Below are 26,026 nucleotides of genomic sequence, written 5' to 3' on the forward strand. Positions count from 1 at the left end.
ATGAAAAAATTAGCAATGTTTTTGGTATGTGCTATGCTGTTTGGCTGTGCTGGTAATAGCGATATAGTCTTAGGGGATAGTGGCTATAACTCGAATTTAGTTAGCTTAGAGGCGATAGATAGGGATATAGTCCAAGGTATCAATCACAGATTTAATGATCTTGGGTTATTGGAGTTTCAAGTTATTTTAAAAAGTAATTCTGAAATGGATGTGGCGTATAAGGTAGTTTGGCTAGATGAGAGTGGATTTGAGCTTAGGAATTCAATCGATGAGAGCTATAAGATTTTACGTCTCAATGCTAATCGCCAAATCTCTATCAATAAACTAGCTCAAGACAAAAGAGCTAAAAGCTTTAAAATTTATCTAACTACAAAGGGGTTATAAGATGAGAAAATTAACTTTAATGAGTGTGGTGGCGGCGACTTTGTTGCTTAGTGGATGTACTAATCAGCCATTTTATACAGATAATAGCGCCAAGGTCAATCAAGGTGATACTATTACCCTTGGGTTAAGCAATGAGGATTTTGAGTTGGCGGCTGAAACTATGATAAATAGTTTGCTTAGTGATCCGGCATTTGCTAATCAAAAGCCAGGGATCAGAAAAGTTGTAGCAATAGGAAGAGTAGTCAATGATACGGCTCTTAGGCTAGATACTGATAAACTAACTAGGAAAATCACTCAAGCTATGAGAAGATCGGGTAAGTTTATACTCACTTCTGCGGTGGCATCTGGTGGGGCGCTTGATAGTATGAGCGAAGATGTTAGAGAGCTAAGGGGTAATGATGAATTTAATCAAAAAACAATAGCCAAAAAGGGAACTCTAATCTCGCCTGATTTTTCGCTATTTGGTAAAATTCGTCAAGATAATATAAGATTAAGCAACGGCAAAACAAAGGTTGAATATCTATTTTTACTTGGTTTGACTGATCTAAATTCGGGTCTAGTGTATTGGGAGGATGAAAAGACAATCAATAAAGCCGGCTCTAGCGATAGCGTAACTTGGTAAGATATTATAAAGGATAAGAGATGAAAAAGATACTATTATCAATGGCAGTTTGTGCGGCTTTGGCTTTTGGGATGGGGGATAAGGCTAATGAGATAACTCAAGCCGATGTGGATATCCAAAACAAATTAAGCGATGCTAGCACGCAAGATATAACACCTAAAAGCATAGAAGATTTTTTTGATGAGTTTAAGGATGAGTTTGGTATAGAGTATGGTATCACAAAAGATGGCAAGACATTTTATACCGGAGTTAGCGATGTAACGCTAAGCCCAACTGATAAAAGCTTTGCTAAATCTTTACAAAATGCCTATAATAGAGCTCTATTAAATTTACAAGGTGAGTTTGTCAAAGATGCCTTTGGTAGGATAGCTACAAGTAGCATAAGCAGATACAAAGCAGATCAATCAGACAACGCTAGGGAATTTGAAGAGTTGCCAAAAGGCGGGACTATCTCTCAAATTTTTGATCAGCTAACGCAGCTAGCGGGTGCTGAATTAAATAGGGCTTTAAATGATCTAGGTGTAGATAGCCAAGGGCTAGAAGAGGTGAGAAAAAAAGAGCTTTTAAAAGATGAATTTACTAAAAATATCGTTACAAAAGCCTTTGGCAATATGAGTGGATTGGTGCCGGTAAAAACGGTTGTAACACAGACAAAAAGGGGTAATTATAGAATTGGTGTTATCGCTGTAATGAGTGATAAAACTAGACAAATCGCAAAAGATATGAAAAATAAAACCTCTTCACTCATAAAAGCAAAAGGTGGTAAGCCAGTAGTAGAGTATCTACCAAAAGAAAAAGCCGGTTTTATACAAGAGTATGGAATTAGGCTAGTATATGATGAGAATGGTGCGCCTATAATTTTAAGCTATGGAAATTGGGGTTATATCCCAGATGCTAATAGCAAAATAGCAGATAGACAAGAGAGTATAGCCAAAGATACCGCCGCAGCACAAGCTGATGCGGCTATAATAGAGTTTATCAATACTAGTGTATCATTTAGCGATGAGAAAGAGACAGGTGAGGCAATAAACCAAAATATAAAAGAGACAAAAAATATTCTCTCAGGTGATACGCAAATTCAAGAAGAGACATTAGAAAATATGATAGATAGAGTCTCTAAAACCATACAAGCAAAAGCTTCAGGTCAAATCCGTGGGATACAAACGCTAAAAAGATGGGATTATACTGATGAAAATGGCGTGGAATATGTAGGCGTGGTGAGATACTACTCTTATGCTAATTATCTAAATATCACAAACGCCATATCAGATAAAAAGGGCTCAAGCACTACTTCAAATTCCGCTACACCAGCTAAGGCTACTCAAAGAAGCTCAAAAGTGGTAAATACGATAGATGATTTTTAGGATAGAGTATGAAAAAATATCTATTTATATTTGCTTTTTTGGCTTGCGCTTTAAATGCTGAGGTTCTAACTCACACTAGCACTAAAACAGCTATGGGAGAAGGTCATGGCCTTACAAGAGAAGAGGCTATAAATAACGCTATTATAGAAGCTATTGGTAAGATTAACGGGGTGAATATAAACTCTATAAAAAAATCAAATACACAAGCGATAAGCGATAATAGCGGCTCAAATATCGTAGATGCCTATTCAAATGATATCAGCAAAGCCACAAAAGGCAGAGCCGATAGCTATGAGATTATCAGCACTAATCAAGATAGCACAGGCAAGTGGGTAGCAGTAGTCGAGATAAAAAACTCAAAAACCACCAAAAGCTACAAAGCCCCAGGTCTAGATAATAAGCAAAGAAGAAGCTTAGCGGTATTTAATGCTAGTTATGGAGATACTAGAGGGCTTGGCGAAAACCTAAAAACTCATATAATCTCAAATTTAACTAAATCAAGAAAATTTAATATCCTTGATAGAGATAATGGTGGATATTATGAGATGGAAAAGGCCTTAATAGATAGCGGCGATACCAAAAGAGATGAGATTTATAAGCTTAAAAATGTTCTTGGTAGTGATTATCTTATGATTTTTGATATTAAGGCCGCACAAGCTAGAACAAAACAGAGTAATCTAACTGGCCAAAATATCACAAAAGCGGAATTTGCAGTGGATTATCAAGTGATTTTATTTGCCACTAGGGAGGTAAAATATAGCAATACTCTTACAATGAGTGTAAGCGTAAAAGATGATCTAAAATCAAATGAAGCGGCATTCAAAAAAATCGCTGATAAAATCACAAGCGATATATTAAATGCTATTTATCCATTAAAAATCGCTAATGTAAATGGACAAGAAGTGGTATTTACACAAAATTTAAATGTAGGCGAGAGATTTGAGTGCTTTTCTCAAGGCAAAGCTCTAAAAGATAGTTACACCAAACAAAGTACAAGCGATATGAGAGTAGAGAGCAAAGTAGGAGAAGTCGAGATAACAAGAGCTACACCAAAGCTAAGCTATGCTAAAATCATAGATGGCCAAATGAAAGAAGGCTACATTTGTCGTCCATTAGGCGGTGGTTCTGGCCCAGGATATAGCGAAGGTCGTGATGCAAACTACCAATTAAATGATGGCGGCGGCGTGAATTTGGGATTTTAAGCTATTTTACAAACTTTGCGAATTTAAAAAATTGAGTATTAAAAAATTCGCAAAGTTGAGAATTTGAAGTTAATACTTTGCGAATTTACGCAATTGTGCGGAATTTGGCTCTATTTTGAATTTAGCTTATAGAAAATTTTTTGTGTTGTATTTGGTAAATGTCGTTTTCATTTTATAAGCTTTTAGCAAGACGCTTAAAGGGCTCTTTTGATGTTTTCTAGCGTATATTATCATCTCTCCTAAAATACAGCAAAGCCCGAAAATATCATCTGGAATTTCGCTATTTAAATTTAGATTATCTAGTGGTTTATCTATTAAATTTTTTATCACAAAATAGCCAAAAACGCTTTTTAAAGCTTTTAAAATCTCAAAGCCTAAAGTAGCAAAAACCTTATACTCATTTATATCATTTCTCATAGCCATCAGCTCATCTTTAAACTCTGGTGTGCTAGCAGCATACTCCCACCAAATATCATTGATATTTCGATTTTGGCTATCGGTATAGCTTTTTAAAAACCGCCAAGGCTTTTCGCCATAATGGATGATTTTCGGCTCTTTATAGCTTTGCATAAACTCAGCCCTAGAGCAGTTAAGGCGGTGATTTTGCTCATCTTTACAGATCGCAAAACAGAAGCTAATAGATGAAAAATTATAGCTAATAGGTAGCTTTAAGAGCTTATTTGCTGGTATTGTAGCGTTTAATAGATCTTGATCGGCGGCTTTTATATAGGTGGCATTTTGGGCTAGGGATTGGCATTTTTGTTCTATTTTATTCTCTATATAAGCCTTTGTGTTGATGAGTAAAAATCCAGAATTGAAGTAGTCATTTGTAAATTTATGGGTGATTATATTGTTATTTTGTTTGAATTTGATCTTTCGTTTTTTGCTTCCGGGGTCATTGATAGCAGCTAGGATACTCTCTTTTAAATCAATAGCAAAAAGCTCCCTTAAGTCGCAAAGGCAGAGCATATCGGAATCTAGATATAAGCATCTATCCACGCTTGGGTTGAGATAGTTTTTGAGTTTTAATCGGTAATAAGGCAAAAAGTTGCTATGTGCTGCCCCAGAAACTGGAAAATCACTAAACTCATCATCATTTAAAATATGAGTGACAATCAAGCAAGGGTAAATCTCATTAAGGCTCTTTTCTAGGGCTTTTAGCTTATTTTGTGTGGCGGTGGAGATTTGGTCGCTTAATATGTGAAATACATAGCCTTCAGCTCTATTTTCAGCGCTTAAATCATCGAAATTTAAATTTTCATAGCTACTAAATGAGCTATTAGGTGGCATTTGCGGGGTAGGTTTTTGACAAAAATCTTTGAAATTTAGATTTAAATTTGTATTTTTGATAATGCTATTTATAAGCACTGCTGTGTATTTGATATAATTTTCATCTGCGCTAAATACTATATGGAACATTTTAAGCCTTTTTTATGTATAATTGCGCCAAATTATAGCAAAATATGGTAATTTTAGAGGTTTTGGTGTTTGGAGATTTGTCTTGAATAGTGTGAAAATATCTATAATAATACCAGTTTATAATGTAGAAAAATATATCAGCCAATGCTTAGACTCAGCAATAAATCAAAGTTTAAAAGATATAGAGATTATCATAGTAGATGATTGTGGAAGTGATAAAAGCATGGATATCGCCAAAGAGTATGCTAAAAATGATAATAGAATAAAGATTATTAAAAATAGCTACAATCAAGGGCCATTTACTAGTAGAAATAACGCTGTTTTAGCAGCTAATGGCGAGTATTTGGTATTTTTAGATTCTGATGATTTTTTGGATTTAAGGGCTTGTGAGATAGCTTATAATGCCACTAAAGATGGGTATTATGATATAGTTACATTTGGGAGTTATTATTGGAATAATAATAGCGCTAGTGTGTTTAGCGAGTTTGAGAGATCTAGCTTTGATAGTGGGAATGAATTTGGTAGTTGGCTTTTTAGAAGTAAAAATATATCTTGGAATATCTGGGGTAGACTGATTAAAAGGGATATCTATCAAGCGAATTTGGATTTTTTAATGAGTGTTAATGCAAGACTTATAATGGCTGAGGATGTGCTAGCTATGTTTGTGATTTATCATAATTGCCAAAGGCTAAATTTCATATCTGATATGCTCTATTATTATAGATATAATCCAAGCTCAAGCACCAATGACAAAAGTATAGAAAATTTAAAAAATTGTATAGATAGCTTTGAAGTAGCAATTGCCAAGATGAGAGAATTCGCATCAAAAAATCAATGCGATAAGAGATGGCAAAAGCTCTATATATCACTTGGCATACATGAGTGCGATATCCTTAAAAGGAGATTGAAAATCAAAGAGGGCAAATTTGGACCGATGGATAAGATTGGGGCTTTTATAGAGGGTAGGTGGTTTGTGATTAGACGCAAATTAAGAGTTAAATTTGGGATTTAAAGGAAAATAATGTCTAATCCAAAAGTATCAATAATAATCCCTGTATATAATGTAGAAAAATATTTAAGAGAGTGCCTAGACTCAGTAATTAATCAAACTTTAAAAGATATAGCAATAATCTGTATAAATGATGGTTCAACTGATTCTAGTTTAGAAATTTTAAAAGAGTATGCTAAAAACGATAGTAGAATTCATATCGTAGATAAGATAAATGGCGGACTTGGTGCGGCTAGAAATTCAGGTATAAAATATCTAATAGATAGCAATATAAATCCTAAATATATCTATTTTGCAGATTCAGATGATTGGCTAGATATTCAAGCTTTAGAAAAATTATATAATAAATCACAAGAGTCAAATTCAGATATATGCATAATGGAGGTTGCGCGATATATTGAAGCAACTAATAAAATAGATAAAAAAGATCCTTGGTATACAAATAAATGTTATAAGATTAGAAAAAATGATGTATGCAGTTTTGATGAAATTAAATCAGTTTTATTTTCTAGTTGTTGTATGGCATATTGTCATTTGTATTCATATGAATTTTTAATAAATTATCTATGGAAAAATGAAGAATTCTATCCGCAAAATTTACTTTTTGAAGATATATATCCGCATATCAAATCCTTAATACTAGCTAAAAGAATCGCATTTTTAGATGAAGCTTTATATTATTACCGTATTAGAGAAGGCTCTATAATGACATCTAGTGCAAAAAGCAAAAGAACTTTTGATATTTTTAAAACTTTTGATTTAATAGAAAATTTCTTAATAGAGCAGAATTTAATGAATGAATTAAAAATTGATTTTTATAGTTTTATATGCGGTGCTATAGATTCTAAGCTATCTTTAACTAACTATAAGGAGGAGTTTGTCAGAACGTCTAAATATTATTTAGATAAATTTGATGGCTCATTAAATAAAGATAAAAAAATTAAAAAACAACATTTAAAATTAATGCTAAATTTAAATAACCCATATGATAAAAAACTAATTAAAATAAAGAATAAAATTATATATAGATTTAATAGGTTAAAGTGGAGTTTGGGGGTTGAATGAAAAATAAAATATTGATGATATACGATGATATTAGTTATGGAGGTGGTGCTGAGAGAGTTATATGCAATTTTAGTAATTCTTTAATTGCTAGTGGATATGAAGTGATGGTTTTTAGTATTGCACTTAGTAAGCAATGTCCTTATGAATATCACCAAGAAGTTGTAATTAGATTTATTAAAGAAAATGCAAAACCTAAAGGATTAGCAAAGATTTTACACGAGATAAAAAGATTAATAATGCCTATAAAAAAATGGAATGCAATCAAAAAAAGAGCCGTGTTTAAGCAAGCAATAAATGAATTTAATCCGGATTTTATAATATGTCATACTCATTTTGATAACAGTTTGACTAAAATATTTAAAAAAATGCAAGATAAAATTATTAAGGTCGTACATAATTCTTTTGATGCTTATGAAAAATGGCAAATAGATCTAAATATTTATAAAAATATTGTTTTATTATCTAATCATGATATTAATAAATTTAAAACAAAATACCCAAATTCTAATTTTTATATAATCCCAAATTTCATTCCAAATATCTCAAATTTAAACACCAATTACTCTCAAAAAGTCGTACTTTCTATGGGGCGTATGGCAAATACGGATCAAAAAGGCTTCCTACGCTTAATCGATATATGGAAGTTAATCCAAGATAGTGGGGAATTTAATGATTGGAAGCTACACATTGTAGGTGATGGCGATCTAAAAGAGCAGATAAAAACTAAGATAGAAAATCTAAATTTATCTAACTCTATAATCTTAAAACCATTTACTAAAGATGTAGAGAGTGAGTATCTAAGCGCTAGTATATATGCTATGGCAAGCCACTTTGAAGGTCTTCCTATGGTTCTTATAGAGGCGGGGTCTTATGCCTTGCCAACCATAGCCTTTGATATTGCAACTGGCCCAAGCGATATAATAGAAGAAGAAAAAAGTGGATATCTAATAGAAGATAATAATCTAGATGAATATGCTAATAAACTAAAAATATTAATGCAAGATGAGAGCTTAAGAGCTAAAATGGGAGCAAAAAGCAAAGAGATAGTCAAAAATAAATTTAGCAAAGAAGTCGTGATGAAGCAGTGGATGGAGCTGTTTGAAAGGATTAAAAATAATGCCTAACCCAAAAGTATCAATCATAATTCCAGTTTATAATGTAGAAAAATATATCAGCCAATGCTTAGACTCAGCCATAAATCAAAGTTTAAAAGATATAGAGATTATCATAGTAGATGATTGTGGAAGTGATAAAAGCATGGATATCGCCAAAGAGTATGCTAAAAATGATAATAGAATAAAGATTATTAAAAATAGCTACAATCAAGGGCCATTTACTAGTAGAAATAACGCTGTTTTAGCAGCTAATGGCGAGTATTTGGTATTTTTAGATTCTGATGATTTTTTGGATTTAAGGGCTTGTGAGATAGCTTATAATGCTATCAAAGATGGGGGGGGGTATGATATAGTGCAATTTAGTGCTTATAATTATGAAAATGGCAATACTACTATATTCGATAAAATTTTAGAAAATGATAGCTTTGAATCTTTAGAAGAGTATGCTAATTATATGTATAGACAAAAAGGCTATCCGAGATGGAATTTGGCTTTTATATTGATAAAAAGGGATATCTATTTAAAAGCTTTTGAAATTTTAGATCTTAAATGTAGGATTACGATGGCTGAGGATGCCTTGATGAGTTTTGTGCTGTGGAATTTATCTAATAAATTTTGTCATATTTGTGATATTTTGTATTACTATCGTCAAAACGAGAATTCAACAACTAGAAGTAAAAATGATGAAATAATTAGCAGAAATTCAAAAGATAGAGTTTTTGTTATTCATAAAATAAAAGCAATTTCAAAAAAATATAAATTTAATAGCAAAATTGCTAAAGTATTTGTTGAAAATTTAAAATACTATGAATATTGTGATAGGCTAATGTATTGCAAAATAAATAAAATAGTTTTTAAAATTTATGATAAATATTTTAGATTTAAACGAAGACTAAGAGTTAAATTTGGAGTTTAATACTTATTAACATAATGCTTTGATTAAAGATTATTATGCTCATTTTATTTACTTGTAGCGATGGCAATCTGACAAATAAGCTAAAACTATATAGTAAAAACTACTACATAATAAGTTAGATAGTGAGATTAAAGCCCTAAACCTCCCACCCATCTAATGCATTTTGTAGCGTATCAATCGTAGTTTCTACCATTCCAGCCAAGCTAAAAAAGTAATACCCATGCTGGCGTACATATTCAAAAATTTTCTTATCACGATCGCCTTTATTATTTTCAGGTTTTACCATTAGCGCCATAAATTCTAGCTCTTGATGAATACAAAAGTTATATGCGGTATACATATAGACATCATTAAAGACTTTATCACTCTGTAGTGTCGCCTTTAGTCGCTCGATTCTATCTTTTAACTCATAAAATTTAGCATATCGTGGCTCCTTGTTAGCGGCTAAATCTCTATCGGCACTCTCTACTAGCTTGCTAATTTTCTTAAATAGTTCAGTAATTAATGCTTGTCTATCCTTGCCAACTTTGATGAAATTTTCTATTATTGCTCTTTGTTCGCTTAGTTTTTGTTGGCTAAGTTTAGGTGAAATAGGCTCTGGTTTTATCAGCTCTTTTTTAACTCCAGCACCTATTAATTGGCTTACAAGCTCACCAAAAGGCATCTCAATAGCTCCTTTAATCCTAGAGCCGCCCTCAGTAGCATTATATACTTTTACATCTGTATAGGCATTTAAAGCATCAATCATCGCTTCAAAATAGTTTCTAAAAAGATCCCAGGTTTTAGTGGATTTTACCTGCGTTTTGCCGCCGTAGCCTAGCACGGTTGTGATATTTGGTGTATACTCTTTAGAGGCGATAGTAGGTGAGGTCTCGCCAAATACCATTCCCTTAGCATGTGTGGTACCATCGCTTGCCATTGCTAAATCTTGCCCGATAAATATGATTTGTTTACAGCCTAGTTCTATAGCCAAATCAAATGCAAAATGCGCTGTACTAGGACCTTTACACATATAGTTTTTACTATCCTCGCCTAGGGCGTACTCAAATTTAAGTGGCTTATGAGCAAAAACTGCATTTCTACCTTTTAAAAGTCCGATGGTATTTGGATGAATAAGTGAACTAGCTACAAAGGTTATACCATTATCAAATTCACTCGCTTTAGAATTAAAAAATTCACCACTTTCAACAATTCTCTCCATTGTAGTAACAAAATCTGGCTTAAGGTTATTAAGCTTTAATATCGGATATGAAGCATCAGCAGCGATAAGAATAGCATATGGCGCAACCTCTCTTAAAAGCTCAAGCTGCTTAGTTAGACTAGGTCCAGTAGAGACTATGATGGCGGTTTTATTGCGGTTAGTATTTAGATTTAAAACATCTTTTAGGCTATAATTGGCATAAAAATGCGGCATATTTGCTACGACATGCTTCATCCCTATAAGGGTATCTTCGGCTGAAGTTCCGGCTGATTTGATACCTAAAAGCTGGGTGTTTAGTAGGCTTTTATTTATAGCATTTGCGCTAGATTCATAATTTTTAGCATAGTAATCATTATAGATATGAAAGTTATAACTTCGAACATTATAAATAACATCTTTTGAGCCACAAATTATATGTAGATATGACTCATTTAAGTAGCTAGTACAAAGTGGCACAAAGCGATTCTCACGCATATCTTTGCTAAAATCATTTAGATGAAGTACTATAAAAAATATCTCAATCTCAGGCTCAAATACTATAATTTTTTTATGATTTTTATTTTCTAGTAGGGCTTTGTAGAAGTTGCCATTACCAAGACCATAGAAAAATAGCGATGGATAAAGAGAATACTCTTTTTTAAATTTGTTTAGCATATCGTTAGTATGAGATGCTGGCGAGCCGCTATAAAGTGGCTCTTTAGTGTGAGTGTTGATTATATTGATATCTAGGCTACTTTTACCAGCAAATACATCAAATTTACTATTGCTTTTTAAGTCATAAACTGCCTTTGCTAGGTTGAAATTTATCTGACAAAGGGCAATTATATTATTTATAAATAGTGTTGTTCCGCCATTTGCTCTTATATCTTTATCGATTGCTTGGTGAAACTCTTTAACTGCATTTGGGTCAACTTGGTGGTTGTAATTTTTATTAAATATATTATCCATTCCATCGCCTTATTAGATTGTGTTTGATTTTTAAGCTATCTAGCCATTTAGCTATTATGAAATTTTCAGCCTCATCAATGCTGCTAGGCTGAGTGTAATATCCTAAAATTGGTGGAACAATCCCAACGCCAATACTAGCAAGTTCGGCCATCTGGCGTAATGATATAGCATTTAATGGTGTTTCACGCACAGCTAGGACTAAATTTTTGCGCTCTTTTAGCATTACTGCAGCTGCTCTTAAAAGAAGATTATCGCTAATACCGCAGCTGATTTTAGCTAAAGTATTTATAGAACAAGGCGCAACTATCATAGCATCAAACATCGCTGAGCCGCTAGCTGGAGCTGCGCTAATATCATTTATATCATAAATTTGAATTTTGCTATCAATTTTTTGGCTTAAATTCTCTTTTTGCATAGATAGTGTAGCGTTTTGAGTTATAATTAGGTTAGTATCTACGCCTAGAGAATTTGCATTATTTGCTAGCTTGATTCCAAGGTGAGCGCCACTGGCTCCGCTGATTGCTACTATTAGCTTCACTCTATTATATGTCCTACGAATTTAGAGTAATTATCTATTATATCTTTACCTTTTCTAAAGCCTAGAGCGCACCCTTCAAAGGCAAAAAACATTCCAGCTTGATAGCTATCGCCGTTTTCATCTTTAGCAAAATCAGCAAACTCTTGATATAAAAATTTGCCACTTGCATACTCTCCATCATTTTGTATCTCTATGCTACCATCGCTATTTATTATAGATACATTTGCACCCTCTCTGGCTAAAAATGGCTTTTTGACCTGTTTTTTACCCTTTAATGGCTCAAAGCTTGATTCTAGAAGTAGCGGATGATTAGGATATAAATCCCATAAAATTTTCATAATTCCTTTACTTTGAAATAATAAAGTATAGGCTGGATTTAAGATTATAGCCTTTTGGTTTTTGATTATGTTTTTTATGATTAGTGCTAGGTCGCTCTCATCAATAGCAATCATCTCCCATGGAATTAGTTTAAACCAATACTCCCAGTTTTGCTCATTCCAAAATATCCCATTTTCATCATCAAAGCTCACTTCGCTAGCAAAGGCAAAATCACACTCAAATCCAGCATCTCTAGCTGCAGATTCTAGCAATCTTGTAGTATTTTCATCTTCAACACTTCCGGCTATAGAGCTAAAGAGAATCTTCCAACCTTCATAATATTCATCAAATGCGCTAGTATCTTCTTGAAGCGTTACAAGGCGTTTGAAATTCTCTACTAAAGCCTCATATACATCATTAAACTGAGCTGCTTCATCAAGATTGTTAAATTTAAGCATTGCCCATTGGATTATTGCTGTTTCAAAAAGACTCGTAGGCGTATCGGCGTTAAATTCAATTAATTTAATAGGCTTACCATCTACGCCACCAGCTAAATCAAATCTACCATAAATATGCCAATGAACATCATTTTCCCAGCTAGCTTTAATAGTATCAACTAGATTAAATGGAATCCCAAGCTCATGGAATAGATCATTATTAATAACATACTCAGCAGCCGCTACATACATATCATATAGCTCATTTGTCGCTTCATAAAAGGCCTCGGCTTCATCTTGGGTTATGCTTACTAGCTCATTAGATATATATCTGCTACCATCAAGATCGGTATGCCAGCCAAATCCGATACTCTCTAAATATCCATTATCAAGTGGTTTAATTTTTTTAAGCTTCACTTTTGTCCTTTTAATAGATTGATTTTAAATGCTTATTATATTTTAATAAATTAAATTTGAGCTATATTTTATAAATGATTTTACTATAGTTTTTTATCATTGTAAGGAGTCTAAAAAGTGTGGTAATTTGTAGCAACAATCAAATATTTTACTTATTTTTATATTAAATCTAAATTTTATATAAAATTTACTGAATTTAGATAATAATATTTAATTTTGCTAAATTTAGGCTCTCTTTTTTATCTCAAGTCTCTCAAAGTCAAACTCATCAGGGTGATTTATAGCATAATTAAACTTATTTCTATCAATTTTTTTATCCCAGATTCCTACGATTAGACAAGCGACTGCATTGCCACAGAGATTTCCCACCGCACGCATCTCACTCATAAATTTATCAACCCCAAGTAGCACCGTCACAGTTACCACAGGTATGACATCATGCATAGAACCAAGCGTCCCAGCTAACACCACAAATCCAGATCCCGTTACGCCCACAGCGCCCTTACTAGTAACCATTAAAATCAGTAAAATACTAAGCAAATGTGAAAAACTAAGCTCTATATCAAAAGCTTGAGCCAAAAATATAACGCAAGATGATAGATAAATATTTGTACAATCTAGGTTAAAAGAGTAGCCAAAAGGGGTGATTACGCCGACGCAGCCTTTGTGAATTCCGGCACTTTCTAGCTTTTTCATAAGTGGAGCTAAGGCGACTTCGCTTGAGCTAGTAGCGAAGACAACTAGCACCTCTTTTGCGATAAAGCGCATAAATTTAAATATATTTACCTTAGCTAAGTAGCAAATCACGCCAAGCACAACAAAGATAAATATCAAACACGATACTAGCATAGTCCCAAGCAGACTTAGCATACCAATGAGACTCTCAATCCCAAATTTACCGATGAGATAGGCCATCGCACAATACGCCGCTAAAGGGCTAAGCCACATAAAAATACTAAGGATTTTTAGCACCCAGTGTTGGGCTTTTTCAATAGGTTTTATGAAAAAATCTTTAATTTTCTTTGGTGCGAAGCTTAACGCAATTGCTGAAATTAAAGCCATGAAAAGCACTTGAAGTGTATTAGCTTTGATAAATGGGGTGATAACGATACTTAGGGCTAAAAGGGCATTTTTAAACACACCTAAAACAAAGCCAAATCCGCTAAGCGTACTTAAATCATCATAGGCAAAAAGCGGAGTTTTTGGCACTGCGTTTGCTAGTATCGACCAGATCGAGCCTACATCTTTTGAGACCCCAGAGAATTTCTCTACGCTACTAGGATCAAAGGAGTTAGCATCTAAATGCATTCCTACACCAGGCTCTAATAATAGCGAACCTAAAATACCAACAGCCAAAGCCACCGTGCTAACTACTTCAAAGTATATAAAGCCCTTTAAACCTATACTTCCAAGGTCTTTCAAGCTCTCTAAACCCACAATGCCAGCAATAATAGTAAGAAAGATAATGGGCCCTACCATCCACTTTAAAATCATGATAAAATAGTCAATTCCAAATTTACTATCAATGCCAATTTGCGGAAAAAAATAACCTACGAAAATACCAAGCACTATTGCTAAAACAACCCAAAATGCAAGATTTTTAAACACTCCAAGCATACTAAAACCTTAAAAAATAGAAAATTCTAGCACAATAAAACTTAAATTTAGCAAGAAATCAAGGTGAATTTCAGATATAACTATATCATCGTAAAAATCAATATCGCATTACAAATCAAAATAATTTATTATCTATGTCTTTAAAGCCATAGGCCAATCTCTGTGGTATAATCTGAAATTTCATATGAAATCACCAAAAAATGAGTTTAATAGCAATATTATAAATATTTTTTAGCTAATTTTATAAAAATAAATTTAAATTTAACAACTGCTAAACAATTTAGACTTATAATATTCCCTTATTATTTTAAGGAGAAATTATGAAAAAATTAGCCCTAGTCTGTCTGTGTGCTTATGCGCTCAATGCTGCTTCGTTTAATGCGCCTATGAGTGAGTATATAACAGAGCTAAAATCCGAGGCTCTAAAGCTAGATCCAAATTTTAAAGATTTTGATGCTTTAAGGGGTGAGAAAATCTTCACAACTAAGCATATAGGCAAAAATTCTCAAGAGCTTTCTTGCCAAAGTTGCCATGGTAACGACCTCAAAAAAGAAGCTACCAATATATTCACTAACAAAATTATCCCACCTCTCTCGCCAAGTGTTAATCCATCTAGGCTAAGCGATGTCAAAGAGGTGAAAAAATGGCTAAAAAGAAATTTCAAAGATGTCTATTTAAGAGAGGGAACCGCCATAGAAAAGGGCGATGTCTTATACTATCTAATCAAACAATAAAGGATAAAAAATGAGATTTTTACTATTTGTATTTATAGCGATTTTAAGCTTAGAAGCAAAGGGGCCAGATGTAAGGCCGGTTGATAATGAGCTATATAAAAAAGAGTGTGCCACCTGTCATTACGGCTATCAGCCTGGACTTTTACCGACCCAGTCGTGGGAGTTTATAATGCAAAATTTAGAAAACCACTATGGGAGCGATGCGAGCATTGATGATGAAACGAACAAAAGCATTCTTAGCTATCTTTTGGCAAATGCTAGTCAAAATGCGATGAACTATAAAAGAAGTGCGAAAATCACAAATTCCCTAGAAAACGGCGTTTTATACAAGTCAATAACTGAAATTCCATATCATATCAAAAAGCATAGAAAGATAGAAAAATGGATGATAACGCAAAAAGAGGTCAAAACTCTATCTAACTGCACCGCCTGTCACAAAAAAGCCGATCAAGGCATCTATGGCGATGATAGCGTGAATATACCAAATTACGGGGTTTGGCGTGATTAAAAGCTATATTTGGAGTTTTGCGGCGAGATTTTCCCATCTTGCCTTGATACTTAGCTTTGCTCTTGCTTATGTGTTTAGCGAATTTGATGATTTAGTGTATTTTCACGCTGCTTTTGGCGTGATATTTGGTGTGGCGATCGTATTTAGGATAGTTTGGGGATTTGTAGGGACAAAATACTCTAAATTTAGCGATTTTAAATTCCAAGGATTAATTAGCTATTTTGGCTCATTTTTGGGTAAAAAAGAGAGATTTATCGGTCATAATCCCGCTTCAAGTATAGCAATTATCATGATATTGGCTCTTGGATTTGTTTGTGTGGTATCTGGATTGGTGCTTTATGGAGTGGATAAAAATAGTGGAATTTTCGCTTTTTTATACGATAGTTATGCGAAATTTGAATTTACAAAATCCATCCACGAATTATCAGCAAATACACTTTTGTTTGTAGCGATTATCCATATTTGTGGGGCTTTGATAGATAAGTTTATACACAAAAATGATTCTGTAAATTCCATGATAACAGGCTATAAGCTCACTCAAAATGATGAGAGCATAAGAGCAAATTTAGCTCAAAAAATATTTTGTTTTGTCTGGATTTTGGCTATTATCGCAATATTTTTATATATCTTTAATAAAGATAATTTTATCTTAAAATCTCACGCTTTAAAAGTAGATTATAGCGCGCAAAATGCCGTATTTGCCAAAGAGTGCGGTAGCTGCCATATGATCTATGCGCCATTTTTGTTGCCTAAAAAATCGTGGGAGATTATGATGGCAAATTTAGAAGATCACTTTGGTGATGATGCTAGTGTAGATGAAGAGACAAACAAAGAGATATTAAATTTCCTAAGATCCAATTCGGCTGAACAAAAAGGCAATAAAACAGCATTTAATATACTAAAATATGCTCAAAACGACCAAAATATCGCCATCACTCAAAATTCATATTGGATAAAAAAGCATAGAAAAATAGATGAAAAAATATTTTCAAAGAGCGATATCAAATCCAAAGCAAATTGCGCAGCTTGTCATAAGGGGATCGAAAATGGGATAATTAGCGTGATTGAGTATGAAAAGATAAGATAATTTTTTAATTTAATTTAATTTAATGCTATAAATCGCCGCTTTGTTCATCTGATAGTGATAAATTTAGAAAATAGATTTTAAACTATTAAACACTTTGGGCGATTTTTTCCATCTTAACTAGTAGTTTTGATCGCTCATTATCATCTACATTTCCATATAATAGCTGATTCATCGCTTGCATAAAGTCAAATGTAGCAAAGAGTTTGGCGTCATTATTTGCCTCTTTGGTGGCATTTGAGATGGCTGAGTTTATATCGCTAGAGTTGTTTTTTATCCCTTCTAAATTTTGTAAAATTTCATCAAATTTGCCACTTTCATCAAATTTGGCTTGATTTGTGGCTATTTTTATTAATTTTGTGGTTAGCTCATTGTCTATTGTCATATTCTAGCCTTGTATTGTGAATTTGCACAACACAAGCAAATTTTAGACCAAAATATCAACCGCCAGTGGCTTGGGTTGAGCCACTTCCGCTTCCACCACCGAAAAATCCGCTTCTAGCGTTGCTACCGGCTTTTGTAGCAGAAGTTGCGGTGGAGGCTTTGTTAAAGCTATTTACACTTCTGTTGTATGCGCTTGGGTTGTTGTATGCGCCTTGGCGTGAGTTTTGGTAGGTTGGGTTATTAAAGAGTTTTGAGCCGATCCAACTACCTATGATCGCACCAGCCGCACTAGCTAGGATCGCTTCGCCTAGACCTAAGCCACCATTTCCGCTACTTAAATTTGAGTTTGTCAGACCGCTTGTGCCGGCGTCTATTTTGGCGTTTTCTTCTTGAAGAAGTTTGTCTATTTCAGCTTGGCTTAATAATCTTTCGCTCATTACGCCATTGGCATCGCTCTCACGCAAAAATACTCTAGTATCATTGCTTGGGAATTCATCTGCTATTTTATAGCTTCCATCACTTGTTTTTTCTATAAATACGGTTGCGCCTTGTTTTTGGATAGTTTGGGCTGTGTTTGTGCTATCAGACTCGCCACATCCTGCTAAACCAAATGCTATTATAGCGCCCACACCGCTAGCTATGCTTATATCTTTTAATCTTTTGATATGCTTCATCTTTACCCTTTAAATTAAAGTGAAATTATAAAAATATAGATTAAATTCAAATTTAACTTATCCCATATTTTATCTTATACTCGCCAAATTCATTTTTAGCAAATATATCTTTGTTATAGTGTTTTTCTATAATTTGCCAAAATTTGGATTTGCTAATGCCTATAAAATTACAAAAATCCTCCACACATCTAGGGTCTAGTGCGTGGTCTCTCTCTTTGACTAGCTTTATTGCTTTATCTCTACTCATCAGTCCATATCTAACTAGCCTAGCAGCGTAGTCAGTAGCCATGGCGTGGCCAAATTTAGGATATTTCATCCAAGCATGGACGATATATGCTACGCTATCTACTTGATCGAAATCCTCTACAGTGTGAGCTCTATCCCATTCGCTCTTTAAATCGCTAAAGCCTCTGCTTTTAGCAAAGATATAATTAGAGTATGAATTCCACTTGATAAAATAGCTTAGATATATAGGTTCAAGGCTATCTATATCCAAATTTGAGCTATTTGGGTCATAGAATAATTGTAGATCTTTAAGGTCTATATCTACGCCACTTAAATCAATATCACTTGCTACGCCATTTAAAAATATATCTTTAGCACTTGGAGTCTCTACTGCGTCGCTACCACCATACTCGTAGCTCACATTTTCGCCATATACCAAAAGCGGAGTATTAAATTTCGCCGCCATGGCAAATGGATAACTATATATAAGGCGATCTATATACCATGTTGGTTTGCCGTATTTTTCAAATGTGTAGAGCATTAGGGCTTTTTGGGTTTTGATATTTGGTTTTAAAGATATTATATGACAACCAAATTCTTCGCTTAAATTTCTTAAATTACTCTTACCAGCTTTTGTCATTGTGAAGTTATCCTCAACGCTAAAAAGCACCGGATTCATCCCTAAAACCTCTTTCATTATATGGACTTGAAAGTGGCTATCCTTACCACCACTTACAGCAATAGCGCAGTCATAGTCATTTTTGCCATTTCGGCCTCTGTGCTTATCGCATAAAGCTTCAAGCTCTTTAAATCTAGATTTGTAATCGATATTTTTCTTATTTTCGTGATTTATACACGCACTACATTTAACTCTTCCATCATCTAAGGTAGTAAATTTAATCCCCGGTCTGCTATCAGGCATAACGCAAAAATCACAATATCGCATTACCCCCCCCCTAAAATTTTTATTCATCTGTAAATCCTTTTTAAATTATTTAAATTTGAAGTTGCGTTTAAAAGCAACATATCAGCTATAACTAGCCTTGCCATTGCCGTAGCTACCACGCTCCCACGCACTCCAATACATGGATCATGTCTGCCACGCAGCTGGCATATCGTCTCATCACCATTTAAATTTAGAGTTGGTTGAGCCTTAAAAATACTCGGCGTTGGCTTAAAATAGCTCTTAATCACAATATCGCTTCCATTGCTAATACCGCCTAAAATCCCGCCACAATGATTGGTTATAAAGCCACTTTTATCCATATAATCATTATTTTGACTTCCAAGCATATTAGCCACGCTTATCCCATCTCCTATCTCTACGCCCTTTACTCCATTTATCCCCATCATAGCGCTAGCTAAGGCAGCATCAAGCTTATTATATAGCACTTCGCCTAGTCCAGCGGGGGCGTTTTTGATGATAGTTAAAACACTAGCCCCAAGGCTATCATTAGAATTTTTGGTATTTAATATTAGCTCTTTAGCACTCTCTTCTGTGGCTTCATCAGCCCAAAAAATCTCACTAGAATTCGCAAATTCAAAGTCGATTTTATCAGCTTTTATATCGCCAATTTGCCTTACGCAACTTTGGATATCTATATTAAATTCTCTTAAAAGCAACCCCGCAAACGCTCCACCAGCAACCCTTGCTACACTCTCTCTAGCACTACTTCTGCCACCACCCCTATGATCTCTAATCCCAAATTTAGCAAAATATGTATAATCAGCATGCCCTGGGCGAAATAGATCTTTGATATTATCATAATCTTTGGAGTGTTGAGAGGTATTAGCCACTATAAAGCCAATAGGACAACCGGTGGTAAAACCATCATAAATTCCGCTTAAAATCTCTATCTTATCACTCTCTTTTCTTGAAGTGGCGTATTTGCCACCGGGGCGACGCCTATCAAGCTCACTTTGGATAAAGCTCATATTGACTTTAATGCCGGCTGGAATTCCATCTATAACCCCACCTATAGCTACGCCGTGACTTTCGCCAAATGTGCTTAATCTAAATTTAGTCCCAAATGTATTCAATAGCTATCCTTTCATTGAATTTAATATCTCTAAAGCCTTTAAAGCGCAAGCCTGCTCGGCTGATTTTTTGCTATTTCCTATGGCTCTTGCGATCTCTTTGCCCTCTAATATCACCGCCATTTCAAAGCTCTTTTTATGATCTGGTCCACTTGAGCTTATTAGCTCATATTTTGGTGCTAAACCTATCTTGGCTTGAGTGAGCTCTTGAAGAGTTGTTTTGTAATCTTTAGTTAGATTTAAGCTGATATCGGGGAAATTTGCTTCTAATAAAGCTATAAATATGCTCTTCACTTTTTCTAATCCACTCTCTAAATATATAGCCCCCATCAAGGCTTCTAAAGCATCGCTTATTAGGCTTTGTTTCTCTCTGCCGCCGTTATTTTCTTCAGCGGTTGAAAGATATAAAAACTCGCCAAGTCTTAGCTCTTTGGCTATCTTAGCAAGGCTATCTTCATTGACTAGTGAGGCTCTCAATTTGCTTAGGTCGCCTTCGCTTTTGCCTTTAAATTTGTGATATAGATACTCCCCTACTATCAAGTCTAGCACCGCATCACCTAAAAACTCAAGCCGTTCGTTATTAATAGAGCTTTTGATGCTTTTGTGAGTTATGGCCTCTTTTAACAAATTTATATTTTTAAATTTATATTTTAAAAGCTTTTGAATCTCTCTTAGTTTATCCATAATAATCCTTTTTAATCCTTTGTAAGCTTCATCGCTGCATCTTTGGCTAGTTTGTCACATAACTCATTTTGTGGATGGCCGGCGTGGGCTTTGATCCAATGGGCTTTGACTTTGTGAATTTGAGTTAATCTATCTATCTCTTGCCAAAGCTCTATATTTTTGACATTTTTAAAGCTCTTTTTCTTCCATCCATCTAGCCAAGAGTTAATCCCATTTGCAGCGTAACTACTATCGGTGTAGAGATTGACAATACAAGGCTCTTTTAGGGCTTTTAAGCCATTGATGATGGCCAAAAGCTCCATTTGGTTATTTGTAGTATCTCTTATGGCTCCGCTATCATTTTTGGTATATTTTTCATACTCTAAGATATAGGCCCAGCCGCCATTTCCAGGATTATTTAAGCAACTACCATCGCTAAAAAGAGATACTATTTTCATCGCTCTCCTTTATAACATTTGGGATAATAGCGCAACTCCCTAGCCTAGCGCAGTGATTACACCGATAAAAAAATAGAGGATATGAGCCTTTACACTCCTTACAGATATAGTTAAAACTTAAAGTAGCATTAAGGTTATTATCCCTAGCGACCTTTAAAAGATTTAGATTAAAATCAGTGATTTGAGCGTTATTTAGCCCCTTAGCGCCATAAAGTTCTTTATACTCATCACCATCTAAAACTCCATCATTTAGATACAAAATATCTAGGCAGTGAGCTAAATCTGGCTTTATATTTATTAAATTTACATCCTTGCCATTTATGATAAAAAGCTCTAAAATCATACGACTAACTAGCTTAAAATCATTAGCAAATTTAGCCATTTTAGCAACTTTTTGTTCAAATTCCATTTGGCTATTTTTAAGCTTTAGCGCCTTTGTATAGGCAATCTCTTGGGCAACATCTACGCCTTGTTCTTGTAATGCATCAAGCACTTCTAGGCTCTTATCGTGTAATCTAAGCTTTTCAAATCCAAGCCCAAGGTGACTAAGCGCATCAATATTTTTAGGACTAATCTTAATAGCTTCTAAAAATACTTCTATAGAGCGCTGCATAAATCCAGCTTTTAAATAGGCTTTACCTAAATTTAAAAATATTAACTCTTTTTGAGATTTTGTGATTGCTTTTTGAAGAGCGATTAGATAAATGGCTATAGCTTTATTAAACTCTCCGCTTCTAGCAAAAATTCCAGCAAGTGCATTAAGTGAACCTGAATCAATATCAAGGCGAATTAGCATATCTTGATATTTTTGGTCTAGATTGCTTTGAGATTGAAATTTATTGACAAATTTATCTATGCTATTTTTTTGATCTTTAAGCGAAAAAACTCCCCAAAAATAGCTAAAAATAGCCACCAAAAGAAGCACGCTAAAAAGCACAATAAGTCCAAAAATAGGATCTCTATACTCAATGAAAAAAAAGTCCAAACTAAACTACCTTGCTAAATTTAATGGCGATTATAGCTAAATCAATGTATAATCTCGCTTATGATATCTAAAAATAGTATAGAAAATTTAAAAAATATAGTTGATATTGCTGATGTTGTAGGCAGTTATATACCGCTTAAAAAATCTGGTGCAAATTTTGTATGTGTCTGTCCATTTCATAATGACAAGCATCCATCAATGTCTATAAGTCCTAGCAAAGGGATATATCATTGCTTTTCATGTAAGGCCGGTGGAGATGCGATTAAGTTTGTAATGGAGTATGAGAAGCTAGGATATGCTGAGGCTATTGAAAAATTAGCAAGCATATATAATGTCGCATTAGAATATACAAGCAGCAAAAATGAACCAAAGATAGATAAGAAAATTTTAGAGAATTTAAATTTGCATTATAAGACGCTTTTGTATAAAAATCCTGAAGCTCTAAACTATCTAAAAAGTCGCTCCATCACTGATTCTATCATAGAAAAATGGGAGCTTGGTTGGGCGGCATCTTCGCAAAATACACTAAATTTACTTCAAAATGAAAATATCGAGCCAAAAGAGGCCTTAGAAGTAGGCGCTATAAAAGAGAATGAAAATGGATATTACGCTAGTTTTATCAATCGCATAACATTCCCTATATACAATCATCTTGGGAGTTTAGTAGGCTTTGGAGGTCGCACCATTAGCGATAATCCGGCTAAATATATCAATAGCCCACAAAGCCAAATTTTTGATAAATCTAAGATATTTTACGGATATGACAAGGCCAAAAGCGAGATATATAGATCTCAATCAATGGTGATTTGTGAGGGTTATATGGATTGCATTATGCTACATGCTGCTGGGGTAAATAACGCTGTAGCAGTGCTTGGCACGGCTCTAACTCAAAAGCATATCCCATTAATCAAAAGGGGTGATATCAAGGTTACTTTAAGCTTTGATAGCGACGCAGCCGGAGTTAATGCGGCCTTTAAAAGCTCAAAATTGCTAGTAGAGCATCAAATCGATGGTAAAGTTGTCTTAATCAGCGGTGGTAAAGACCCAGCCGAGCTAGTAGCAAGTGGCAAGGAGATGGAGCTAAAAGAGATATTAAAAGGTGGAATGGAGCTTGGGGAGTTTTATATAACTCAACTTGTAAAAAATTTAAATCCCAAAACCCCAATAGAGATAGCAAAATCACTAAAAGCTATTCAAGAGTTTAGCTTTGGTTTAAATCCAATTGTAGCTGATGCGTATGTGCCTTTAGTATCTACACTTTTAAGGATCGATCCGGGCTCATTTAGACTAAGTAAGACTACAAAAAGAAGAGATAATTCAAATTTAGCAAAAACTCAAACAAATACTCAAATTCAAAATCTTCCAGTTATAGAAAAAAAGGATATCGCAGAGCTATCAATTTTAAAAAATATGCTTAAAAATCCTGAGTATTGTCAGATTGTAGAGCAGTATTATGGGGTTGAAATTTTTAAAGATAAGGCTACATATAGAGCAGTTGTAGGTTCGCAAAGTCAAAATAATGAGCATATAAGAGAGCTAGAGTTAAGCCAAAATTTAGAAGAGTATAAGAGTGTAAATGAGCTTCATAATGCTATTAGGCCACTTGCTATTAGGTATTATGAAGGGCTTTTAAAGGGTGGCGGGCTTAGTATCGAAGAGATTATCGAGTGTAAAAAAAGAATATCAATTTTAAAAGGAAAAAGATGAAAAGAAAGTGTTTAGCACTATTTAGCGGCGGGCTTGATAGTATGCTAGCTATAAAATTAATTACAATGCAAGGTATTGAGGTTCATGCTTTAAATATAGATATAGGATTTGGCTCAGACCCAGTTAAAAATGAAACTCTAGCCAAAAGAGCAGCGATGGCAGGGGCTACATTTGAGAGTGTAAATGTGCGTAGCAAATATCTCCAAGATGTGCTATTTAATCCTAAATTTGGATATGGGAAGCAGTTTAATCCATGTATTGATTGCCATGGATTTATGTTTAGAACGGCTATTTCTATGCTTGATGATTATAACGCTAGTTTTGTAATTAGTGGAGAAGTCGTAGGCCAAAGACCGATGAGTCAGCGAAATGATGCGATGGTACATGTCAAAAATCTAGCCGATGATAAAGATGATATCGTGCTTAGACCATTATGCGCTAAGCTTTTAAAGCCGACAATGCCAGAGCGTGAAGGCTGGGTAGATAGAGAAAAATTGCTAGGATTAAATGGTCGTGGTAGAAACGCTCAGCTAAATTTGGCTAAAGAGTTTGGATTTGATGAGTTTGAAAGCCCTGGTGGAGGCTGTCCATATACGATGGAGGGCTTTAGTAATAGAATTAGGGATTTTATCAAATTTGATAATAATATGAGTGAAGATGACCTTCAAAGCCTAAGATATGGCAGGCATTTAAGGCTACCAGATGGCGCTAAAATGATAATTGGCAGGGATCAAAATGATAATGAAAAGCTTGAAGCTTTAAAACTTCAAAAGATGGATAGTATAAATTATGATGGAATTATAGGAGCGCATAGTTTTATAGATAAAAATGCAAGTGATTTAGATAGAGCTTTGGCTGCAAAATTAGCAATTAGTTATTGCAAAAGCGAACCAAATGTAGTGTATAAAGCCAAAATAGGTGATAAGATTATAGAAGCTACAAAATGCGATAAGAGTGAAGCTGCAAAATATTTTATCTAGGATTGGCGTGGGTAAATTTCAAAAAGTTTATATAGAAATTGGCGATGTTTGTGGGTGCGAGTGTAGCTTTTGTCCATCTCTAAATTTAGCTAAATTTGGCTCTATGGATTTGGGGCTTTATGAGCAGATTTTGTCACAGATAAGGGGCAAGACAAGGGCGATTTGCCTTCATCTATTAGGCGATCCGCTAGCGAATTTAAATCTAAATAAATATCTAAGCTTAGCTTATGATAAGGGCTTTAAAATAGATCTAGTCACAACGGGTAAATACCTTAGAAAGCATGATTTTAGCACACTTAGTAAGGCTCATCAAATTTCATTTTCTCTAAGTGCCTTTGTAGATAAAAATGCTAAATTTAGCAAGAATCATATAGATGATTTACTAGCTTTTTGTCAATTTACTCAAGAGATAAAAAGTGAAATTTTTATCAATTTTAGAATCCAAAAATTTATGATAAATGAGCCTAAATTTGAGATGATTAAGGCTAAATTTGAGCAGTTTTTTGGAGTGAAAATTGGTTGTAATGAGAGTAGAGTTCGCCTAGCTTATAAGATATTTTTGGTTTTTAAAGAGTATTTTGAGTGGAGAGAGCCAAACTCACAAAATCCAAGTAAATATTGCCACGGCCTAATCTCACAAATCGGCATTAAAAGTAGCGGAATCGTGGTGCCTTGTTGCGTAGATGCTAGCGCTAGTATAAACTTAGGCAATATCGGCCAAAATAGCCTAAATGAGATAATAAATTCCCCAAAAGCTAAGGCTATAATAGATGGATTTAAACAAGGAAAAGCGATAGAAAATCTATGCCAAAAATGCGAGTATAAGGCGAATTTGGATTAAATCGCTTATTGTTTTGAAAATTTTCAAATCACAATAAACTCATTCTTATCCAAGATAAAATTCAAATTATTTAAGCAAAATTTAAATCCACCACTAAAATTTAACTTTTTAAATTAATTTTAAGCCAGAGAGCCTTAAATTTCAGCCCTCTAACCTTTTTAAACCTAGCAAATT

Annotated in this window: 26 protein-coding genes; 14 read left to right on the forward strand and 12 right to left on the reverse strand. The window is 34.2% G+C overall.

Translation table 11 applies throughout. From position 1 onward, the window contains the following. The 4 genes from CIGN_RS00705 to CIGN_RS00720 are packed head-to-tail and all read left to right on the forward strand — an operon-like array spanning position 1 to position 3,572. Complete coding sequence (locus tag CIGN_RS00705; RefSeq protein ID WP_086301959.1) at positions 1 to 384, forward strand: YcfL family putative periplasmic lipoprotein; 384 nt, start codon at positions 1 to 3, stop codon at positions 382 to 384. A gap of 19 nt (positions 385 to 403) precedes the next feature. Then, positions 404 to 1,006: a penicillin-binding protein activator LpoB gene (lpoB, locus tag CIGN_RS00710; protein WP_434780851.1), complete on the forward strand. Its 603-nt coding sequence runs from the start codon at positions 404 to 406 to the stop codon at positions 1,004 to 1,006. 20 nt (positions 1,007 to 1,026) lie between these two features. After that, positions 1,027 to 2,370, forward strand: a complete 1,344-nt coding sequence (locus tag CIGN_RS00715; protein ID WP_086301961.1) for a DUF6844 domain-containing protein — start codon at positions 1,027 to 1,029, stop codon at positions 2,368 to 2,370. A gap of 8 nt (positions 2,371 to 2,378) precedes the next feature. Then, positions 2,379 to 3,572, forward strand: a complete 1,194-nt coding sequence (locus tag CIGN_RS00720; RefSeq protein WP_086301962.1) for a CsgG/HfaB family protein — start codon at positions 2,379 to 2,381, stop codon at positions 3,570 to 3,572. Positions 3,573 to 3,698: 126 nt separating this feature from the next. Here the strand turns inward: CIGN_RS00720 and CIGN_RS00725 are convergent, their stop codons facing one another. Continuing rightward, positions 3,699 to 4,991, reverse strand: a complete 1,293-nt coding sequence (locus CIGN_RS00725) for a glycosyltransferase family 8 protein (RefSeq protein WP_086301963.1) — start codon at positions 4,989 to 4,991, stop codon at positions 3,699 to 3,701. A gap of 91 nt (positions 4,992 to 5,082) precedes the next feature. Here CIGN_RS00725 and CIGN_RS00730 point away from each other — a divergent pair, with 91 nt between their 5' ends. The 4 genes from CIGN_RS00730 to CIGN_RS00745 are packed head-to-tail and all read left to right on the forward strand — an operon-like array spanning position 5,083 to position 9,096. Next, positions 5,083 to 6,003, forward strand: coding sequence for a glycosyltransferase family 2 protein (locus tag CIGN_RS00730; protein ID WP_187692243.1), 921 nt, complete (start codon positions 5,083 to 5,085; stop codon positions 6,001 to 6,003). A gap of 9 nt (positions 6,004 to 6,012) precedes the next feature. Further along, on the forward strand, positions 6,013 to 7,065 hold the full coding sequence (locus tag CIGN_RS00735; RefSeq protein WP_086233499.1) for a glycosyltransferase family 2 protein: 1,053 nt from the start codon (positions 6,013 to 6,015) through the stop codon (positions 7,063 to 7,065). Next, positions 7,062 to 8,189: a glycosyltransferase family 4 protein gene (locus CIGN_RS00740; protein ID WP_086301965.1), complete on the forward strand. Its 1,128-nt coding sequence runs from the start codon at positions 7,062 to 7,064 to the stop codon at positions 8,187 to 8,189. Before CIGN_RS00735 ends, CIGN_RS00740 begins: the two co-directional genes overlap by 4 nt. Beyond that, on the forward strand, positions 8,182 to 9,096 hold the full coding sequence (locus CIGN_RS00745; RefSeq protein WP_143297678.1) for a glycosyltransferase family 2 protein: 915 nt from the start codon (positions 8,182 to 8,184) through the stop codon (positions 9,094 to 9,096). Before CIGN_RS00740 ends, CIGN_RS00745 begins: the two co-directional genes overlap by 8 nt. Before the next feature lie 136 nt (positions 9,097 to 9,232). Here the strand turns inward: CIGN_RS00745 and CIGN_RS00750 are convergent, their stop codons facing one another. From CIGN_RS00750 to CIGN_RS00765, 4 genes are all read right to left on the reverse strand, one after another. Next, complete coding sequence (locus tag CIGN_RS00750; RefSeq protein ID WP_086301967.1) at positions 9,233 to 11,245, reverse strand: motility associated factor glycosyltransferase family protein; 2,013 nt, start codon at positions 11,243 to 11,245, stop codon at positions 9,233 to 9,235. Beyond that, positions 11,238 to 11,783, reverse strand: coding sequence for a UbiX family flavin prenyltransferase (locus tag CIGN_RS00755; protein WP_086228380.1), 546 nt, complete (start codon positions 11,781 to 11,783; stop codon positions 11,238 to 11,240). The genes CIGN_RS00750 and CIGN_RS00755 overlap by 8 nt, the downstream gene beginning before the upstream one ends. Further along, a complete protein-coding gene (locus CIGN_RS00760; protein WP_086301968.1) occupies positions 11,780 to 12,955 on the reverse strand; it encodes a glutathionylspermidine synthase family protein in 1,176 nt (391 codons plus the stop codon). Before CIGN_RS00760 ends, CIGN_RS00755 begins: the two co-directional genes overlap by 4 nt. 225 nt (positions 12,956 to 13,180) lie before the next feature. Continuing rightward, positions 13,181 to 14,572: a cation:dicarboxylate symporter family transporter gene (locus CIGN_RS00765; protein WP_086224972.1), complete on the reverse strand. Its 1,392-nt coding sequence runs from the start codon at positions 14,570 to 14,572 to the stop codon at positions 13,181 to 13,183. A 320-nt stretch (positions 14,573 to 14,892) separates the two neighbouring features. Here CIGN_RS00765 and CIGN_RS00770 point away from each other — a divergent pair, with 320 nt between their 5' ends. The 3 genes from CIGN_RS00770 to CIGN_RS00780 are packed head-to-tail and all read left to right on the forward strand — an operon-like array spanning position 14,893 to position 16,901. Beyond that, entirely contained in the window at positions 14,893 to 15,306 is a 414-nt protein-coding gene (locus CIGN_RS00770; protein ID WP_086233493.1) for a DUF1924 domain-containing protein, read from the forward strand. A 10-nt stretch (positions 15,307 to 15,316) separates the two neighbouring features. Continuing rightward, positions 15,317 to 15,814 carry a diheme cytochrome c gene (locus CIGN_RS00775; protein ID WP_086301969.1) on the forward strand — a complete coding sequence of 166 codons (498 nt, stop codon included), beginning with the start codon at positions 15,317 to 15,319 and terminating at the stop codon, positions 15,812 to 15,814. Then, on the forward strand, positions 15,807 to 16,901 hold the full coding sequence (locus CIGN_RS00780) for a cytochrome b/b6 domain-containing protein (protein WP_086301970.1): 1,095 nt from the start codon (positions 15,807 to 15,809) through the stop codon (positions 16,899 to 16,901). Before CIGN_RS00775 ends, CIGN_RS00780 begins: the two co-directional genes overlap by 8 nt. Positions 16,902 to 16,986: 85 nt before the next feature. Here CIGN_RS00780 and CIGN_RS00785 read toward each other — a convergent pair whose 3' ends face one another. Genes CIGN_RS00785 through CIGN_RS00815 form a run of 7 tightly spaced genes read right to left on the reverse strand, consistent with a single transcriptional unit; the run spans position 16,987 to position 22,324 of the window. Continuing rightward, a complete protein-coding gene (locus CIGN_RS00785; protein WP_086301971.1) occupies positions 16,987 to 17,283 on the reverse strand; it encodes a hypothetical protein in 297 nt (98 codons plus the stop codon). A gap of 55 nt (positions 17,284 to 17,338) precedes the next feature. Then, positions 17,339 to 17,956, reverse strand: a complete 618-nt coding sequence (locus tag CIGN_RS00790) for a UPF0323 family lipoprotein (protein WP_086233489.1) — start codon at positions 17,954 to 17,956, stop codon at positions 17,339 to 17,341. Between the two features lie 52 nt (positions 17,957 to 18,008). Then, positions 18,009 to 19,127 carry an N-acetyl sugar amidotransferase gene (locus CIGN_RS00795; protein ID WP_086303182.1) on the reverse strand — a complete coding sequence of 373 codons (1,119 nt, stop codon included), beginning with the start codon at positions 19,125 to 19,127 and terminating at the stop codon, positions 18,009 to 18,011. Between the two features lie 23 nt (positions 19,128 to 19,150). After that, positions 19,151 to 20,221 carry a chorismate synthase gene (aroC, locus tag CIGN_RS00800; protein WP_086301972.1) on the reverse strand — a complete coding sequence of 357 codons (1,071 nt, stop codon included), beginning with the start codon at positions 20,219 to 20,221 and terminating at the stop codon, positions 19,151 to 19,153. A 3-nt stretch (positions 20,222 to 20,224) separates the two neighbouring features. After that, positions 20,225 to 20,902, reverse strand: coding sequence for a ribonuclease III (gene rnc, locus CIGN_RS00805; protein ID WP_086228372.1), 678 nt, complete (start codon positions 20,900 to 20,902; stop codon positions 20,225 to 20,227). A gap of 11 nt (positions 20,903 to 20,913) precedes the next feature. Beyond that, positions 20,914 to 21,339 carry a ribonuclease HI gene (rnhA, locus tag CIGN_RS00810; protein WP_086226075.1) on the reverse strand — a complete coding sequence of 142 codons (426 nt, stop codon included), beginning with the start codon at positions 21,337 to 21,339 and terminating at the stop codon, positions 20,914 to 20,916. Beyond that, positions 21,317 to 22,324 carry a tetratricopeptide repeat protein gene (locus tag CIGN_RS00815; RefSeq protein WP_086301973.1) on the reverse strand — a complete coding sequence of 336 codons (1,008 nt, stop codon included), beginning with the start codon at positions 22,322 to 22,324 and terminating at the stop codon, positions 21,317 to 21,319. Before CIGN_RS00815 ends, rnhA begins: the two co-directional genes overlap by 23 nt. Positions 22,325 to 22,384: 60 nt before the next feature. Between CIGN_RS00815 and dnaG the strand changes: the two genes are divergently transcribed. From dnaG to CIGN_RS00830, 3 genes are read left to right on the forward strand one after another with little or no spacing between them, the layout of a single operon-like run. After that, a complete protein-coding gene (gene dnaG / locus CIGN_RS00820) occupies positions 22,385 to 24,031 on the forward strand; it encodes a DNA primase (protein WP_086301974.1) in 1,647 nt (548 codons plus the stop codon). After that, on the forward strand, positions 24,028 to 25,011 hold the full coding sequence (locus CIGN_RS00825; RefSeq protein WP_086290702.1) for an ATP-binding protein: 984 nt from the start codon (positions 24,028 to 24,030) through the stop codon (positions 25,009 to 25,011). The genes dnaG and CIGN_RS00825 overlap by 4 nt, the downstream gene beginning before the upstream one ends. Continuing rightward, positions 24,986 to 25,852, forward strand: coding sequence for a radical SAM/SPASM domain-containing protein (locus tag CIGN_RS00830; protein ID WP_181892506.1), 867 nt, complete (start codon positions 24,986 to 24,988; stop codon positions 25,850 to 25,852). The genes CIGN_RS00825 and CIGN_RS00830 overlap by 26 nt, the downstream gene beginning before the upstream one ends. Positions 25,853 to 26,026: the final 174 nt, after the last annotated feature.

The sequence above is a fragment of the Campylobacter devanensis genome (genome assembly GCF_002139915.1).
In the GTDB taxonomy this organism is placed as follows: domain Bacteria; phylum Campylobacterota; class Campylobacteria; order Campylobacterales; family Campylobacteraceae; genus Campylobacter; species Campylobacter devanensis.

Bases quoted from the DNA above. Each gene is read 5' to 3' on its own strand.
- CIGN_RS00705 (WP_086301959.1), top strand. From the start codon at position 1: ATGAAAAAATTAGCAATGTTTTTGGTATGTGCTATGCTGTTTGGCTGT.
- lpoB (WP_434780851.1), top strand. From the start codon at position 404: ATGAGTGTGGTGGCGGCGACTTTGTTGCTTAGTGGATGTACTAATCAG.
- CIGN_RS00715 (WP_086301961.1), top strand. From the start codon at position 1,027: ATGAAAAAGATACTATTATCAATGGCAGTTTGTGCGGCTTTGGCTTTT.
- CIGN_RS00720 (WP_086301962.1), top strand. From the start codon at position 2,379: ATGAAAAAATATCTATTTATATTTGCTTTTTTGGCTTGCGCTTTAAAT.
- CIGN_RS00725 (WP_086301963.1), bottom strand. From the start codon at position 4,991: ATGTTCCATATAGTATTTAGCGCAGATGAAAATTATATCAAATACACA.
- CIGN_RS00735 (WP_086233499.1), top strand. From the start codon at position 6,013: ATGTCTAATCCAAAAGTATCAATAATAATCCCTGTATATAATGTAGAA.
- CIGN_RS00740 (WP_086301965.1), top strand. From the start codon at position 7,062: ATGAAAAATAAAATATTGATGATATACGATGATATTAGTTATGGAGGT.
- CIGN_RS00745 (WP_143297678.1), top strand. From the start codon at position 8,182: ATGCCTAACCCAAAAGTATCAATCATAATTCCAGTTTATAATGTAGAA.
- CIGN_RS00750 (WP_086301967.1), bottom strand. From the start codon at position 11,245: ATGGATAATATATTTAATAAAAATTACAACCACCAAGTTGACCCAAAT.
- CIGN_RS00765 (WP_086224972.1), bottom strand. From the start codon at position 14,572: ATGCTTGGAGTGTTTAAAAATCTTGCATTTTGGGTTGTTTTAGCAATA.
- CIGN_RS00770 (WP_086233493.1), top strand. From the start codon at position 14,893: ATGAAAAAATTAGCCCTAGTCTGTCTGTGTGCTTATGCGCTCAATGCT.
- CIGN_RS00775 (WP_086301969.1), top strand. From the start codon at position 15,317: ATGAGATTTTTACTATTTGTATTTATAGCGATTTTAAGCTTAGAAGCA.
- CIGN_RS00785 (WP_086301971.1), bottom strand. From the start codon at position 17,283: ATGACAATAGACAATGAGCTAACCACAAAATTAATAAAAATAGCCACA.
- CIGN_RS00790 (WP_086233489.1), bottom strand. From the start codon at position 17,956: ATGAAGCATATCAAAAGATTAAAAGATATAAGCATAGCTAGCGGTGTG.
- CIGN_RS00795 (WP_086303182.1), bottom strand. From the start codon at position 19,127: ATGCGATATTGTGATTTTTGCGTTATGCCTGATAGCAGACCGGGGATT.
- rnc (WP_086228372.1), bottom strand. From the start codon at position 20,902: ATGGATAAACTAAGAGAGATTCAAAAGCTTTTAAAATATAAATTTAAA.
- rnhA (WP_086226075.1), bottom strand. From the start codon at position 21,339: ATGAAAATAGTATCTCTTTTTAGCGATGGTAGTTGCTTAAATAATCCT.
- dnaG (WP_086301974.1), top strand. From the start codon at position 22,385: ATGATATCTAAAAATAGTATAGAAAATTTAAAAAATATAGTTGATATT.
- CIGN_RS00825 (WP_086290702.1), top strand. From the start codon at position 24,028: ATGAAAAGAAAGTGTTTAGCACTATTTAGCGGCGGGCTTGATAGTATG.